Origin of the sequence: Methylobacterium nodulans ORS 2060, from assembly GCF_000022085.1 — a bacterium.
Taxonomy (GTDB): Bacteria; Pseudomonadota; Alphaproteobacteria; order Rhizobiales; family Beijerinckiaceae; genus Methylobacterium; species Methylobacterium nodulans.
Genome location: NC_011894.1, coordinates 863,551 through 878,621 on the forward strand (window position 1 = coordinate 863,551; position 15,071 = coordinate 878,621).

Annotated in this window: 11 protein-coding genes and 1 CRISPR repeat array (1 of these 12 running past the window's edge); all 11 genes read right to left on the reverse strand. The window is 66.7% G+C overall.

Annotated elements, in window-relative coordinates; genetic code table 11:
- Positions 1 to 170: a CRISPR direct-repeat array (repeat unit 31 nt; unit sequence GTTTCAATCCGCGCCCCCGTGAGGGGGCGAC) (it extends 581 nt beyond the left edge of the window).
- Between the two features lie 180 nt (positions 171 to 350).
- The 11 genes from cas2 to MNOD_RS47900 all read right to left on the reverse strand — a co-directional run bounded on the left by cas2 (position 351) and on the right by MNOD_RS47900 (position 13,760).
- On the reverse strand, positions 351 to 641 hold the full coding sequence (gene cas2 / locus MNOD_RS03845) for a CRISPR-associated endonuclease Cas2 (protein WP_015927526.1): 291 nt from the start codon (positions 639 to 641) through the stop codon (positions 351 to 353).
- Between the two features lie 37 nt (positions 642 to 678).
- Positions 679 to 969 carry a CRISPR-associated endonuclease Cas1 gene (locus tag MNOD_RS48745; protein ID WP_244424656.1) on the reverse strand — a complete coding sequence of 97 codons (291 nt, stop codon included), beginning with the start codon at positions 967 to 969 and terminating at the stop codon, positions 679 to 681.
- A complete protein-coding gene (gene cas1 / locus MNOD_RS03850) occupies positions 969 to 1,721 on the reverse strand; it encodes a CRISPR-associated endonuclease Cas1 (protein WP_244424657.1) in 753 nt (250 codons plus the stop codon). Before cas1 ends, MNOD_RS48745 begins: the two co-directional genes overlap by 1 nt.
- Before the next feature lie 4 nt (positions 1,722 to 1,725).
- Positions 1,726 to 2,355, reverse strand: coding sequence for a CRISPR-associated protein Cas4 (cas4, locus tag MNOD_RS03855; protein ID WP_015927527.1), 630 nt, complete (start codon positions 2,353 to 2,355; stop codon positions 1,726 to 1,728).
- On the reverse strand, positions 2,348 to 4,498 hold the full coding sequence (locus MNOD_RS03860; protein WP_050783273.1) for a DEAD/DEAH box helicase: 2,151 nt from the start codon (positions 4,496 to 4,498) through the stop codon (positions 2,348 to 2,350). The genes cas4 and MNOD_RS03860 overlap by 8 nt, the downstream gene beginning before the upstream one ends.
- Before the next feature lie 97 nt (positions 4,499 to 4,595).
- Positions 4,596 to 5,480 carry a type I CRISPR-associated protein Cas7 gene (locus MNOD_RS03865; RefSeq protein WP_198157577.1) on the reverse strand — a complete coding sequence of 295 codons (885 nt, stop codon included), beginning with the start codon at positions 5,478 to 5,480 and terminating at the stop codon, positions 4,596 to 4,598.
- Complete coding sequence (locus MNOD_RS47895) at positions 5,449 to 7,578, reverse strand: hypothetical protein (protein ID WP_015927530.1); 2,130 nt, start codon at positions 7,576 to 7,578, stop codon at positions 5,449 to 5,451. Before MNOD_RS47895 ends, MNOD_RS03865 begins: the two co-directional genes overlap by 32 nt.
- Positions 7,568 to 8,158, reverse strand: a complete 591-nt coding sequence (locus MNOD_RS46030) for a Cas5 family CRISPR-associated protein (protein ID WP_198157578.1) — start codon at positions 8,156 to 8,158, stop codon at positions 7,568 to 7,570. Before MNOD_RS46030 ends, MNOD_RS47895 begins: the two co-directional genes overlap by 11 nt.
- Positions 8,159 to 8,423: 265 nt before the next feature.
- Positions 8,424 to 8,609 (reverse strand): hypothetical protein, encoded by a 186-nt coding sequence (locus MNOD_RS46035; RefSeq protein ID WP_157091374.1) that lies wholly within the window; start codon positions 8,607 to 8,609, stop codon positions 8,424 to 8,426.
- Positions 8,610 to 8,714: 105 nt separating this feature from the next.
- The gene (locus tag MNOD_RS41225) at positions 8,715 to 11,573 is read right to left on the reverse strand and encodes a lysozyme family protein (RefSeq protein WP_015927532.1); all 2,859 of its coding nucleotides are present in this window, start codon (positions 11,571 to 11,573) and stop codon (positions 8,715 to 8,717) included.
- Between the two features lie 177 nt (positions 11,574 to 11,750).
- Complete coding sequence (locus MNOD_RS47900; protein WP_015927533.1) at positions 11,751 to 13,760, reverse strand: DNA/RNA non-specific endonuclease; 2,010 nt, start codon at positions 13,758 to 13,760, stop codon at positions 11,751 to 11,753.
- Positions 13,761 to 15,071 lie beyond the last annotated feature (1,311 nt).

Consider the following 15,071-nt stretch of genomic DNA (forward strand, 5'->3'; position numbering starts at 1 on the left):
TCGTGACGTTTCAATCCGCGCCCCCGTGAGGGGGCGACGCCGTGGGCGTCACCTTCGAGCCCTGGAACGCCAAGTTTCAATCCGCGCCCCCGTGAGGGGGCGACCGGACCGCGAGGTGGGCTTCCTGGCCCCGCACGATGTTTCAATCCGCGCCCCCGTGAGGGGGCGACTGCGCCACCTTAAGTGATGGCCTGCCAAGCGCAAATCGGCGCAGGCGCGCGAACGTCCTTCGATCGGAGCTTCACCCGGCCGGATGCCAGCCGGCGCGGCCCGGATTCGGCCGCGAAGGCAGGAGCTTGTGTCTTGCGCGAACGGGTGCGCGCAGGGCCGTGCGCTTGCGGTTCGCGCGGTCAGAACACGAGCGGGCCGTCGAGGTCGGGGGCGGGCTTGGCGCCGACATGCTCCACGCGCCGTCGCCCCTCGGCACCAAGACGGTAGAAGCGCAAGGAGTCGCGCTCCGGGTCGATCAGTCCGATGAGCCGGGCGCGCAGGGCCGTCCATTGCGCCGGCTCCACCTCGCATTCGAAGACCGAGTTCTGCACGCGCTGGCCGACATCGAGGCAGGCGCGCGCCACCCGGCGCAGGCGCGTGCGCCCGGCCGGCGTCTCCGTGTTGACGTCGTAGGCGACGAGCATCAGCACGCGCCACCCTCCCCCGCAGGCAGGCCGGCAGACCTGCTCATTTCCACACGAAGGCCGGGTAGCCGTCGAGGTCGCCGCGCAAGTGCCGGGCGAGCATCTGGGCCTGCGCATGCGCGACGAGGCCGAGCGGCATCGTCTCGTCGAGAAAGGGATGGCGCAGCTCGTCGCGCTTGCGCTCCTGACAGGCGACGAGGACGCGCCGGCGCGCCTCGTCGGTGAGCCGCACCCCGCCCGCCTCCTCCACCACGAAGTCGTCAGCCGCGAGTTGGCGGCGGTTGACGAGGCTGAGAACCAGCCGGTCGGCCAGCACCGGGCGCAGCTCCTCCATCAGGTCGAGCGCGAGGCTCGCGCGGCCCGGCCGGTCGGCGTGCAGGAAGCCGACACCTGCGGATCGAGCCCGTGCGCCTCCAGCGCCGAGCGGCAATCGTGCCCGAGCAGGGCATAGAGGAAGGACAGAAGGGCGTTCAGCCGATCGAGCGGCGGCCGGCGCGAGCGGCCGCCGAAGCGGAAGGCGGGATCGTCCACGCGCACGAGCGCGCCGAAGACCCCGAAATAGACCTGCGCCGCCTCGCCCTCGAGGCCGCGCAGGGCAACGACATGAGCGGCGACGAAGGTGCGCCGGGCGATGTCGGTCAGCCGTGCCTCGGCGGCGGCGAGACCGGCGACCGCGTCCGGCGGCAAGCTCTCGCCGTGGTCGCGCAGCGCCCGGCGGATCACATTGCGCTGGTTGGCGGCCTTGGCGGCGACGATGCCGCGCACGATGACGGTGGCGCGGGCGGGATCGTCGCCGGCGCGGAACTGCGCCCGGCGCAAGAGGACATTGCCCGTGCGCGGCCCCTCGATCCGGGCGAGGAAGCGGCCGTTCGGATCGAGGTAGGAGAGCGTGATGCCGGCCTCGGCGCAGGCGGCGAGCAGCGCCGGCGAGGCGCCGGCCCGGCCGAAGCTGACGACGCCGTCGAGCAGGTGCAGCGGCGCCCGGCCGCGCTCGGCGCCCTCGACCTCGACGACGAGGTTCGCGCCGTCCTTGCGCAGCCATGCGCTCTCGCTCGTCACGTAGATCGTGTTGCGCAGGCGGCGCATGGGATCAGGCCTCGATCTGCGCCGCGAGCCAGCGCGCGACGCGCGGCGGCTTCTCCAGCCGCGCGGGACGGCAGAGCGCTTCGAGCGAGCAGCGCCGGCAGGCGGGCATGCGCCGGGGCGGGGGCGTGATCCCGGCGGCGAGCATCGCCCGCGCCTCGGCCGCGACGCCCGCGGTGAGCTCGCGCAGCGCCGCATCGAAGGCGACGACCTGGCGGCGTCGCGGGGTGCCGTAGAACAGCGCGCCCTCGGGCACGGGCACGCCGAACATTTCTTCCAGACAGAGGCCCTGCGCGCAGAGCTGAACCTCGTCCGCCCGGTGCGCCTTGGGCTTCCCGCGCTTGTACTCGACCGGATAGGGCCTGGGCGGGCGGCCGCGGAACTCGACCGCGTCCGCCCGGCCGGCGACCCCGAGCCCGAAGGAGCGCAGCTGCAGCCCGCGCGCCACCGTCACGGCGGACCGGCTCTCGGCCCCGCCGGCATCGACCCGCTCGTGCAGGAGCCGTCCCTCCGCGGTCGCCACATCCTCCGCCCAGAGCCCTTCGAGGTGGATTAGGGCGCATTGGCGCGGGCAAAACAGGTGATGCTGGAGCGCCGAGATCGGGATCAGCGCGTCCTCGGCGGCGGGGTCAATCATAGATCGCGAAGCCTCGCTCGGCGAAGTCCTCAAGTTCGAGAACGCCTGCCATGTAGCCCAGGAAGCCGGGATCGTACCGATAGGGAAACCAGAAGATATCATGGCCGCGATGAACCGGACTGAGCCCAAGCGCATCGATCTTGTTCGCCCAAAGCTGGACGCTGCCGTTGAGAAGCGTGCGGAACGGCAGGTGCGCGCGATGTTCGAGCGCCTGCTTGAGCTGCGGATCAACGACGACGAGGCGGGTATCGACGTCGATCACCCTGCCGAGCGCCGCGACGCTCGGATAGTCACGGTCTCGTTCGGCCTTGGTCAGGGGATCGCCCTGAGCCTGGACCTTCTCGCGAAGCTCGCGATCCATGGCTCGCGTGACGAGATCGGCGGGATCGATCTGATCGGCGGCGAAAGCTCCTTCCTTGAAGAGACGGCCGAGCACCCCGGCAGGAGCCGTCGCCGCAGGGTGAAGAACGAGGCCGTTCCCCGAGTCGATCACGAAGTCGAACACGCAGCCGCCGTGCTCACACTCGCCGTGCCGGTTCACGCGCCCGCCGATCTGGATGAGGCTGGCTGCGGAAAACCGCTCCCGGAACGCCGTCCTGAACGAGAAGTCGACACCTGCTTCTACGCAACTCGTCGCGACGAGCATCCAATCGCGATCCGGCTCCCCGAGGCGCGTCGCGATCTTGGCGATCACTGCGCTCCGGTCGCGAGGGCAGAGCGCGGTTGAGACGTGCATCACGTTGCGGTCGCCCGCTTCCTTCGCCAGCGCCCTCGCGACGACCGCAGCGCTCTGGACCGTGTTGAGGATGACGAGATGCGGGCCGGGCGCGGCCAGCACGGCATCGGTGAGCTTGTCGACATCGGCGAGCCGGCCGAGGGTGGCATAGGAAATGCGCCGCGTTTCCGCACGCAGGACTCGTTGAGCGAGTGGCGACGGCATGAGTTCGGGCAACTCGCACTTGCCCTCCGCTACCACGGCCTCCTTCTCCCAGAACCGCGCGAGCGAACCACTCGCCAGGACGAACCGGCAGGACCAGTGGCCTGCGAGTTCGCGGAGCCAGCGCCAGTTTTGCTGCCACAGCGGTGTGGGCAGGGCCGCATGGGCTTCGTCGAGGAAGACGGCCGATCCCGGCAACGCGTGCAGCTTGCGAAGGCGACTCGGCGCGTTGGCTGCAAGCGTCTCGAAGAACTGGACGGCAGTGGTGACGACGATCGGCGCACGCCACGTCACGGCAAGGTCGCGCGTGTCCACGCTCTGAAAATCCGCTCGGTGGTGATGCTCTGCGACGACCTCCTCGGGATCTTCGCCAGGCAAAGTCACGGCGTCGCGCAGGCGCTTGACCGCTTGGGAGATCACGTTGGTGTAGGGCGCGACGATGAAGAGGCGGCGCAGCCTGTGCGCATCGGCGGCGCGCAGCAGGAAGGCCGTCACTGCCGTCGTCTTGCCGAGACCCACAGGGCCCTTGCACGCCACGAAGGGCGCATCGAGAGTGGCGGTACGGCACGCCGCGTAGAAATCGGCGCGATTGCGGTCGCGCTCCGGATTGCCGCTGGAGGGAAGGGCCGCGACGTACCAATCCAGAGCTTCGAGCCGCTCCCGCCATCGAGGCGGCGGCGCCTCGGGCGGCGGACCGCGCCCCGTGTCGAAACCGGCCGTGTCGGTGTGGTCGGCATCGACCAGACACGAGAGCTTCAGGCGGGTGGCAAGGCCGTGACGCGCGGGCCGCAGCGACGGAGCGTGCTGCTGACCGAGGCATGTCTCGTGGATCGCCAAGTAATCCGCCAGTAGACGATCGGTCCGCGCGGTCTGGATGTCGTGCGGCTCATAGTCGGTGCCGCTGCGCCGGCCGCGGAGCCGTCGTCCGTCGGCCACGAAATGCTCCGCCCAGCACGGCAGGCCAGGGCTGTGATGGGCCCGTACCAGCCAGGCGGCGCCCTCGGCCCCCTCCCGCATGAGATGTGCGACGCCAGCGTCGATGTGATCCCAGGGCAGGACACCGTGGCGTCCTGCCCGGAGACCGTCTTGGTTGGCGGGGTCGAGCTTTCCGAGATCGTGATAAGTGGCCGCGTCAACCACGGTCTCGACGAAGCCCGCGCCGTCCATGCAGAACAGGGCCAATGCTTCTGCGTTGGCGCGGGCCATCTCTACGACGGCGCCGATATGCTCCGCATAAGTCTGCGGCTCGGCGTCAGCCGTTGGGGCCGAATGCGCCAGCGGCTCAGCCCCATGCGACATGGCCTCAGCCCCAGCTCTTGGTGCAGAGGTCCTCGAAAGAGGCCAGCCGCGACCTGATCTCCGGCGGCAGTTCGGTCGGAATGTCGTAGTCCTCGATGCTGCGCGAAGGCTCGTTCGGATCGCCTTTGCGCCTGGGCGTCATCGCGTTGATGATCAGGGAGTCGGGGCAGGATCCGAGCGGGCTCTTGTGCTCGGCGTACCATGCGTGGAGCATCTCGACGAAGGGTTGGATGGCGGAAGCGGTGTGCGGGTAGGCATGCGGAATGAGAAACTTGAGAAGATCGATATCCCTTTCATCGCACCCGCTGCGCTGCGCGGCGGTCGGGTTGACGAAGAAGGGCATCACGTAGACGGCGTGGACGACCGCCCGCCACGCGAGCGGCGCCATGCCCCTGTCCTTGTCGCCCTCGACGCCGGCCTTGTTCGTCAGCGTTAGCCGGGTAACCTCGATCGGCGCGACGCTGATGCCAGGCCCGAACTGGACCGCTCCGGTCGTGATGAACTTGCCTTTGTCGCCCTCCTCGATGAACGTATTGCCGAAAAGGCGGCCGTCCCAGAACTTGTTCTTCATCGCCTCGATGTCCAACGCGGCGATGCTTTTGCGGTCGCGGCCGCGGGCCTCAAGGATATCGAAGCCGCGCCCGTTTGCGCCGAGCATCAGGCTCGACGACGCGGCAGCCCAGACCGGACCTGATTTCTCGGCCGCAAGGTCGCGGAGCTTGCGCTTGAACGACACTGGGGAGATCAGCCCACGGCCGTCCGTGTCGAGCGTGCGCGGCTCGCTCTCTGCGTCCGGGTCGCCATTCGGGTTCGAGTTCTTTACCTCGATGATCAGCAGTCCCGAACCACGGTTGAAGTCAGTCACTGGCGTTGCCCCCGTCTTTCCCACCTGATTGAGCGCCTGCGCCCTGTTCTTCCTTCCGCGGCAAGCCTGCGAGATAGCCGAGGAGGAGTTCGGCGCGGAACACGTCCGCCCTGTCCGGTGCCGGTTTGTCCGGAAGCGCCGCGCTGAGATCGCTGCTGAGATCCGATACCTGCCTCGCCTGCCCGATCGCCGTTCTGATGGCGATGGCACGGGAGGTTTCGCCCTTCCCATTGAGTTCCGCGGCCCGTCTCCAGGCCGTACCGCCCTTGGCCCAGGCGCCGTACGGCTTCCAGCGGCCGCACAGCACTGCCAACGCCCTGTTGGGCTTCGATTGCGCCATGCTGAGCACCGCGTTCCCCAGGAGAACGGGGGGCACGTTGCCGCCGCGCAGGTCGGCGCAGTAACCGACATGCACCACATCGGCAGCGGCGAGCAGTTGGCCGAGCTTGAATGCGGCGTCGGTCATGTAGCTCTCCTTGGGCCGGTCGGCCTTGTGCAGCAGAATGCTGAGCAGCGTGACGGACCGGAGCGCCGCGGCCCGGTCGTAATCCTTGGCGTCTTCGAGGCTCCGCCGCAGCGCGTGAGGAGCAGCGGCAAGCAAGCTGCCGTGGCGCTGAAGCACCGTGCGCAGCACCATGCGGGCGCGCTGCCTGACGTCGCCTTCCTCCAGAAACAGCGCGAAGACCTCGGCCGCACCCACACCGCTTAGGTCGCTCGTCCGCCGGCCGCCATCGACGAACTGCTTGCGCGTCATCGCGGGAATATCGGCAGGCGCAATCGGCGGCGGCGGTGCCCGTCTCGCCTTCTCGCCTTTCGGCCCGGGCACGAGCATGGCGAGGGGCGGATGATTGATGCAGCCGTCACGCCAGCGGAGCGCATGTGCATGCAGCGCCTCCACCGTGACGAGGCGGGAGAAGATCGCCTTCCGATTGGCCGGGTCGAGCTTGCGGATGATGCACAACTGGACGCCATCGACCGCGCTCCGGTGCCGGACGCGTCCGTCGAGATCCGCGAGCGCGCGTTGGCTGTTCGTTTCGTAGGCGATGCGGCGCCTGTTCAAAGCCTCAACGGCTTGCTCGGCCAAATCCGGGGTTTCGGAGGCAACAACGCCGGCGATCGGCAAAGTCAGGTCGCCGGGGAGAAACGCCAGGAGAAGGTCGCTCTGCTTCGGCTTTTCGCTCGGGATGAGCTGCCAGGTGATCCCCTTCCGCGAACTCTCGGTGATCTCGCTCAGACTGCCGCCGAGGCGCTTCAGAAGTTGAGACCCGACCGGAAAGGCACCGGCCGCGAACCGCCCGTAGCGATGGGCCGCGGGGATCTCCTTGTTCTTGGCGAAGAGGTAGGTCTGGCCGAGGGAGGGCAGATTGGGTTGTGGAAAATTGCCCTCGTGCAGACGTGTGATGGCGCCCGTGAGCGAGCAGCGGCCGGTCATGCCACCCGTTCCGTCGCCGGACAGTGCCGAGCTGATGGGGCCCTTGTTCCTGGAATCTCCGGCATCTCTGTCAAAATCATCGTCATCTACGTCGAAGTAGAGGGATCCTCCTTCGAGCAGGAGGCTTCGGGCGATCGTGATCCAGGCCTCGCTTTCCTCGATCTCGCGGACGAGGTGATCGGCGAGATCGATGAGAATGGGCGTGGTTCGGTCGAGAGCCTTGAGGAAGCGCTCGAACGTGGCCGGAACGGCAGCGCTGTCGGTAGCGGCCAGGACGGTGAGCTGGTCGAGCCGCTCACGGAGGCGCTTGCGCAAACCTGTCCCCGGCCAAGTCGGCATCCAAGTGGCATTAAGCGGGTGGGCTGCGATCAGCCGTAGGAGTTCGGTCCGCTTCGCCCCCGCTGTCATCTTCCTCCAGGCCGCCTCGGTGGGCCTCTCCTCGTCCGGCAGCGCCAGGAGGGGACGACCGAGCTTTGTGAACGGAAAGCTGTTGTGCTGGCCGTCGCGCAACGTCCAGAGCACCGCCTGTCCTCTCTCGGTCATCGCGATGCGGGCGATTGCCCCGTTGGTGGCAAGCCTGACGCGCAGCGGAGTATCCTTGCCGACGTCCTTGATATCGGCATGAATTTCGGACAGATCGAAGCCGTTTTGCGTCAGACCGCGCTTGATCAGCAGAAGCTCATTCAGCATAATCGAGCACCCCACGCACGATCGAGACGTTCTGCGCGAAAATCGGCTCGTAGGCGCCGTCGCGCGGCTTGTCCCAAGTTTTCAGCAGCATTGAGGGAATGAAGTCTTCTATATCCTCATCCACCTCGTACTCTGGTCGGAACGGCCCCCAGTAGGAGCAGGTGAATTCACGCCATCCCAGCGAGGGCGTGCGGAAACACTGGCCTCGTGCGATGCGGCGATTGAACAGATCTTGAAGGTGATGGCGAGGGTTCACTCCGGCGCGGGCCGGCTTGCCATCGATTTCGCCATAGAGGCGAAAACACACGTCCGCGAGCACGGTTGCGAACAGCTGCATTCCGGCACGCTTGCCGACAAGATCTGCCTTGCGCAGCGGACCGCCGTAATTTGTTGTGTAACGCTGATACCGAATCGACCCACCGGATTCGCCTTTCTTCTTGCAGATCTCGACACGCTTCGGTCTAATCCAGGCATCACCGCTCCGCAACATTGCGATCGATTCGAAGATAGATTTTGCGGCAGAACAAGTCGGGGCGGGATAGCTCGTCGGCGTTCCGCCCGCATCCGGGCGCGCGAACATCGCGAGAGGCCCAGCGACTTCAAGAAATACCGGATAATGTGACATAAAGCCAAACTAGCGTGCGTTATGAACAGCGTCAACAAGGCATTGCGTTTCTCTGAAAAAAATTTCTACGGAAACCGCCAATCTGGATTCAAGTATACTTCGGCGACGCAGCGGCAAGGTTCAAAATGCCCCAGTTCTCGGCTGCACGCTCAAGGCGTTCGCACGGGCTTGATCCATGCCCGTCCTCACCGGGAGCGCCGTGCGCGGTCAGCTTCGCGTCTCAGTCGAAGCTCGCGTAGTGCTCAAGGACATCCGTCTCGTTCGGCCTGTCTGGCACGTGATCGAGCGCGAAGGAGCGCGCCCGCATAGGCATGGTTCGGCCCGCGGACGGCGGCCAGGCCGGCGGCCGGTCCGAAGCCGAACGGCGCAGCGTATCGCGCGGCGGTGCAGCCGACTTGCGCGGCATGCTCCCCCAAGGTCTCCCACTCGTCGAATGATCTGCCCGGGGCGGAGTGGGCGAAGATCCGCCCGGTCGGCGAAGCGCTCATGCCGAAGCCAATCCCAATTCTATTCAGGCGGTGGGAACCCCACCCCCCTCCATTCCGGCAAGGCCCGCCTCGAACAGAACCGCCTCGTCCTCCCGCCGGCGCAGCATCTCGGCCTCGATGGAGGTACCGCGCCAGATGCGCTTCATCAGGCGGATCAGCGCCGGAACATCGGCAAAGCGGCGTTCCGCCATGGCGGCACGGATGCCGCGCATCTCGCGGTAGCGGTCCTTGGGATCGTTCGGATCCCGCGCCTTGCGGTAGCTGGCGCCGCGGTTGAACGTGAGGGACACCAGCGCCCCGAAGCAGTCGGGCGCAAGCTCCGCGGTGTTGCCGAGAGCCGCCACGGTGGCGCGGGTGAATTTCGGCAAGGTCGCGGCGCGGAACACCGCCTCGCCGAGTTCCCACTCGATCTGGATGTCTCTCACGCTCGCGAGCAGCGCCCGCATCTCCGCGTCCGAGTCGCTGCCGCCGTGACGACCGATCGTCTCCGCGAGGCGCGCCCGGACGGCGCCCGGCAGGGCGGCCCAGTCGCGGTCGAACTCCGCCGGCGTGACGTAGCCGAGGTCGTAGCCGAAGCCGATGGTGATGCCGGAATTGCCGGCGGGCCAGACCGGCTGCTTGCGGTAGACGGTCTCGTAGTAGCGCCGGCCGCCGGTCTCATGCTCGACGATGAGGGTGAAGGCGCGCTCCGAGATCTTCGGCAGCCCGGCCTCGGCGAGTTCCATCAGGTCCGGCGCCTCGGACTCCGTCTCGGCCCGCTCGCGGAACACGGCCTCAAGGGCGGCGGGCGCCGCCGCTGACACGGCCTCCGGCCCGGCCCCCTCCCCCGCACCGATCGCCTCGTGCAGGACCGCCCCGAACAGCCGCCCGACCGCCGCAAAGCCCTCGTCGGTCGGGTGCAGCTCGTCGGCCCAGCGCCCGCTCACCGTGCCGCGCACATCCACGTGCCAGGCATTGGCGTGGGTCCCGCCGCGATTGCCGCCGCACAAGCCGATCAGCATCTCGTTCAGCCGGTCGATCAGCAGGCGCACGATCGCCTGGCGCAGGTCGGGATCGCGGATGCCGAGCCGGTCCGACATCGGGCCGGTCAGCCATTGGTCCTGCCGCGCCCAGAGCGGATGACGCGGATCGCCAGCGCGCGCCGGGATGGCGTGGTCGTAGCCGTGGCAGATCACCGGGAGCCCGGGAAATTTCTGCGCGACCTCGGCGAACAGGCCGTCGAAGCAGGCCCGCAGGGCGCCGAGGCGCCGGGCGAACTCACCGGTATCGAGATACCATGCGGGCTCCTTGCCCGGAGAGAACGGCTTCAGGATCTTGGTCAGCACCGAGATGCCGTCCGGATCCTCGCCCACGATGTCGTTGCCGCTGCCAGAGACCAGCAGAGCCCTGGCCCGGTCCTTCCAGCGCTCCAGCCCGGCGATGTGGCGCTTCTGGCGCAGGATCATGTTGTCCAGCGTGTCGCCGGCGGCGTCGAGGCTCCAGATCGAGTAGGCCGCCCCGAGCTGATCGATCACGTCGTCGAGGAAGACCGGAAACTGGAACCAGCTGTCGCCGACCGAGACCAGCACGGGGCGCGGATCGTCGCCATCGATGCGGCGGAGGAAGGCATTCTGCCGGCGCCATTCGGCGAGCTCGTTGGCCCAGCTCATCAGCTGGATGCCTTCGAGGCCGATCTGCGGCGTTTCGATCGCCACCACGGCCGGATTGAACTTGACCGCAGGGGCGAAGGGGCGCGATGCGGCCGGGTCGGGAATCAGGAGCTGGCGCACCACTGGTTCGGGAACGCTCGGGTCCATGATCATGCGGCGCGCCTCGGCGAGCGGGATGCGGCCCGCCGCCGGGTTCCAGGCCGAGGCTGCCGCAATGCTCTCGGGGAGCCGCGGGGGCACCGGCACCTCGGCGGCCGCGACGGCCGGGCCTTGCGCGCCGGCGGCCGGCGGCAGGCCCGGGATGCCGTCGAGGGAGTATCCGGCCTGGCGCAGTTCCTCGGCCAGCACGCCGATCACGCGCGTCCGGTCGCGCTGCACGAGGTCCGGGCTGAACCGGATCGTCCGCATCAGGGTGCGGAATTCGGTGAGCACGGTATCCGCCTCGTCGCCCCGCTGGGCGGCATCCCAGATGCGCTTCCAGCCGGCGCGGATCTCCGGGATATTGCGAAAATCCGCACGCGCGCGCAGGCGCTCGATGCCGATCACCATGTAGGGGAAATCGGCGACCGGCCGCCCGCTGCCGTCGAGCAGGCGGAAATCGTCCTTGTCGATGGTGAGCCCGTTCAGGCCCGGGCCGCCCTTCTCGGTGCGGGCGACCACGATGTTGCCGGCGGTCAGCCCGGTATCGGTCCGGGCCAGTCCGATCTCGAGCTCGGCCCGGCTGGAATCGAGCAGCAGGACCTCGGCGCCGCGCCGCAGGGGGGCGATCAGCGGCTCCACCGCCGCCAGGTACGAGCCGGCCGCCGAGGCGGTCAGCTCCGACAGGAGGTCGAGATAGGGCTTGGCGAGATCGTCGGCCGCAACCGAGAACAGGGCGATCTCGCTCGTGAGCTCGCCCCGATAGGGGATCGGGCCGAGCAGCGACTGGTTCACGGTGATGAACCGGTCGAGGTGGCGGGAATCGAGCTCCTGGAAGGTCTTGCTCGGCGAGATGACCGACATGACCTCGCGGATGCCGGTCACCGGGTCGGCATGGACGAAGCGGGCGTGGACGGTGGGGTAGAATTTCTGCGTCCAGCGCCGCACATCCGTGATGCGCGCGCTGCGCAGCCAGACGCGAACGTAATCCTCGTCCGGCACGATCGGGTCGGTCGCGGGCCCGACGTAACGGTGGCCGTAATCCTTGGCGGCTTCACCGGAGAGCCGCGCGATCAAATCCGCGAGAAGACCCATCGGCGTACCTCGAGGCTGGATGTGGAGAGGCCGGTCGGATGCGCGAGAAGATCATGCCAACGGCCCAGGCTGCTGACGCAGCGGGCCGTTGACCTGTCTCGAATTCCCGATGCCAAGCCAAAGACTTGGCGAAAATTCGAGAACGGAACCAACGGTCCTTTTCAAGGCCCGTTGGTATCAGAGGCGAATGTCGGTCGGGACCTCGACCGGCAGAAAGACGGGCTCCTTGCTCGCCAGCGCCTCGCGGGCGGCCTCGAACTTCCGCAGCGGATCGGCATCCACGTAAGCCGAGAGGTCGTAGCCGGTCGCCTCGGCGAGGTCGGAGACGGCGAGCTGGAAGGTGCGGTAGGCGCCGAGCGTGAAGCCCTCGAGGCCCTCGCGGCGCGACCGCTTCTCCAGGAGCCGGCGGATCAGCTCGCCCTGGCTGAGCAGGTAGGCGGTGGCGTGGAGACCCTGGTCCTCGGCGTCGAGCGTCACCACGAGCTTCCAGAACTCGAGGGGAACCACGGCCCTGTCGATGACGGTCTCGTCCTCCTCGTCGGGACCGCGCAGCACCGGGCCGGTGAACACGCAGGCCCTCAGGCCGTGAGTGCGGGTGCTCTCGAGGATGTAGTTCTCCAGGCCCTGCCACAGGGTCTTGCCCTGGTTGAGGCTGGCATGCTGGGCGGCGGCGTTGACGTAATGGAACGTGTCGCCGTTGGCGAGGCGTGCCTCGGCGTCCTCCCCCCAGTTGGGGTCCTCGCGGCGGACCATATGGCCGCGATCGATGGCGCTGTCGGCGAAGTTGGCCTGGCCGAGCTGGATCTCACGCGGGATGCGCCCGTCGGTGAACCACTGGTCGGCGCCGCGCTTGATGCGGACCGAGCGGCCGCCGTCGATGTTGACGGCCGTGACCACCGGCACCTTGCGGCGCGCGCAGTACTTCACGCCGAAATGGGTGTAGCGCAGCTCGTTCGGCTCGGGGGGCGCATCGCTCGGGGCGGCGAGGTCGGCCACGGTCTCGGCCGGCAGGACGGGCCAGGGCGTGGGGAGCGCGTCGCCGAGGAAGTGCGGGTCGAATCCGGCGCGGCCGCGGAAATGCTCGGCCGGATGGTGCCCGTCCGCCCTCTCCTCGAGCGTCTCGGGCAGGAGGACGGCGACGGGCCTCTCGCCGCGGAGCAGAGCCGCGACCGTGGCTGCACCGACAGCGGAGTTGTTCCTGCCGTAGAGGCCCTGGAAGTGCAGGCCGACCGCCTTGCCATCCGTGAGGCGGATCAGCGGCGAGCCCGAATTCCCGCCCAGGGTGGTGCAGTCATGCGAGAAGACCGCTCCGGCTTCCGGCTCCTGCATCACGAAGCCGGGTGCGAAGCGCTTGACGTCGTAGAGATCACGGAAGTAGCGGGCTTGGTCGTCCGCATCGTTGCGGGAATCGAAGGCCGGATAGCCGATGACCGCCACGAGGTCGTTCCGATGGACCGGCCCGTCATGCAGGTCGAGCGGACCGGGAAGCGGAAAACCGGTTGCCTCGACCCGCAGGAGAGCGACGTCCGCGGCCGCATCGTCGGCGAGGTAGACGACCTCCGTCAGCCGCGCGGTTCGGGTCGCGTCCTCCAGCCTTTCCGCCTCGGCCAGGAAGTCGATCGAGGCCCTGTAGGGCTGGCCGAACGGGCTGCGCATGAAGATCGCCCGGCCATCGGCCTTGCGCTTCGCCACCAGGGCGGCGACGTGGCGGTTGGTGATCACCAGGGACCGGCCGCCCGTCTCGCGCACGACCCAGCCGGTGCCGCCCCAGGTCATCGCGTGGTTGATGAACTCGATGCGGCCGACCGACGGGATCCGGCCCTCGACCTCGCGGATCAGCCCATCAGTGCCCTCGGGAAAGTCGGGCAGGTCCTCCATGACCACGCGATCGTCGCGGACGAGGAGGGGCGGGCGGCCCGTCCGCTGCACGATGGCTTCGAGACCCGCGATCGGTATGGCGGCGAGCGGGGAGGCCGGGCCGGAGCGTCCCCGCGGGGCAGCCGCAGGGCCGAGGCTTTCTGGCGCCATGCGGTCGCTCGGGCGGAGGCGTTCCAGGGCGGGCTGCGCGATCACGGATCGGAGCGGCGCCGGCAACCGGTCGAGCGCGATGGCTTTCTCGATCGCCTGCCGAACTGCTGGAGTCAGCCGTCGCTGGACGCGTTCGAGCCGTTCCTCATCGGTCGCCATAAGATCCTCCTGTGATATTGCTGCCCCTGTCATGAGCAAAGCAATTCTTTTTATTTTTCTCTATCTTTATATTGAATTATGAAATTCGCAATCAGAGCCTCGTGCGATGAAATCAATAAATTTACGTAAAACATATACTCAGTTTCTACTAAAACTTAGAACAATAAGTATTTTACGCGCATTATTAATCTCCGAATTGATCTGAGATTCTCTCTTATACGACCAGATCATACCTTTGATGGGCATGTCAAATGCTTTATCATGAAATTAAATATATGTTATACCAGTCTGAGAGTCCGTTGGGAAAGGGTGACCAAGAGAAAATCCGAGATGCTAGAGGATGTCTGCCCTTCTTGAATGAATCGATGGCTCTTCCGTGGTCTGGACCACTGAAAATAGGCCGCAATATGACCGCCGCGATCAAAGTTATCCCTGCGTATGACGAATGAAGAGTGGCTGACATTGGCGCCACTGCTTCCAGTTGCAGCGGGGACTGGGCGACCACGGCCCTATCCCATTCGGGAAGTTCACTATGAAATAGCTCTTTCCCAACGGGCTCTGAAACCTCGCAAGAACAATCCTCTTCCGCCTGCCATCTGCGGACGGCCATATTAGATTCTCACTTTGCAGGCACGAAATCAAGCAAGGATCGGCAAATGATCTATTGCCGCCTACGATCAGAATGGAATACCTGCGACCAGCCAGACACAAACTCCCGCGATGAGACCGACACATGCACATCTATTGTACTATCAGATATCAATCATGATTTTAGCACCGTATTTCTTTTCTCATACCCACAAATCATCATTCATACTCCTGCCACATTACCACATATCGTCTTTCCCTGACGCCCTAGTATTACAGCCCAATTGCGGGCGTTGTCTGGACGGAGTACCGACCTTGGTGAGGCGAACCGATGCCGCGCTGGGCGTGCGGGCTGGACGAAGTGCCGGAGCGGATCGACGGCTGATTCGGTCCGATCGAGCCGTGGCGGCGCGCGGAACCGGGCAAGCACCTTGGACGGGCCTCTGAACCGATGCGGAGCCGTTCGTCGAGCGCAGATGTGTTGCCGGCACGCCTTTTCCGAAGCCGCATGACGAGTTCAGCATCATCTACGAAGACAATAATCCTTACCGGACGGAACAAACCTCCACGCCACCGCGTTGTTCGGGCCAAACGACTGCCTCATCGCAGGCAACGCCATGCATTCGCTGCTGGCCGGAGCGACTGAACGCTCCCAAACTCAGTAAGAATCTATCAAAATATAAGCCTGAAAGGAAGGATTCATCCTTCGTGCCCGCGCGGGAT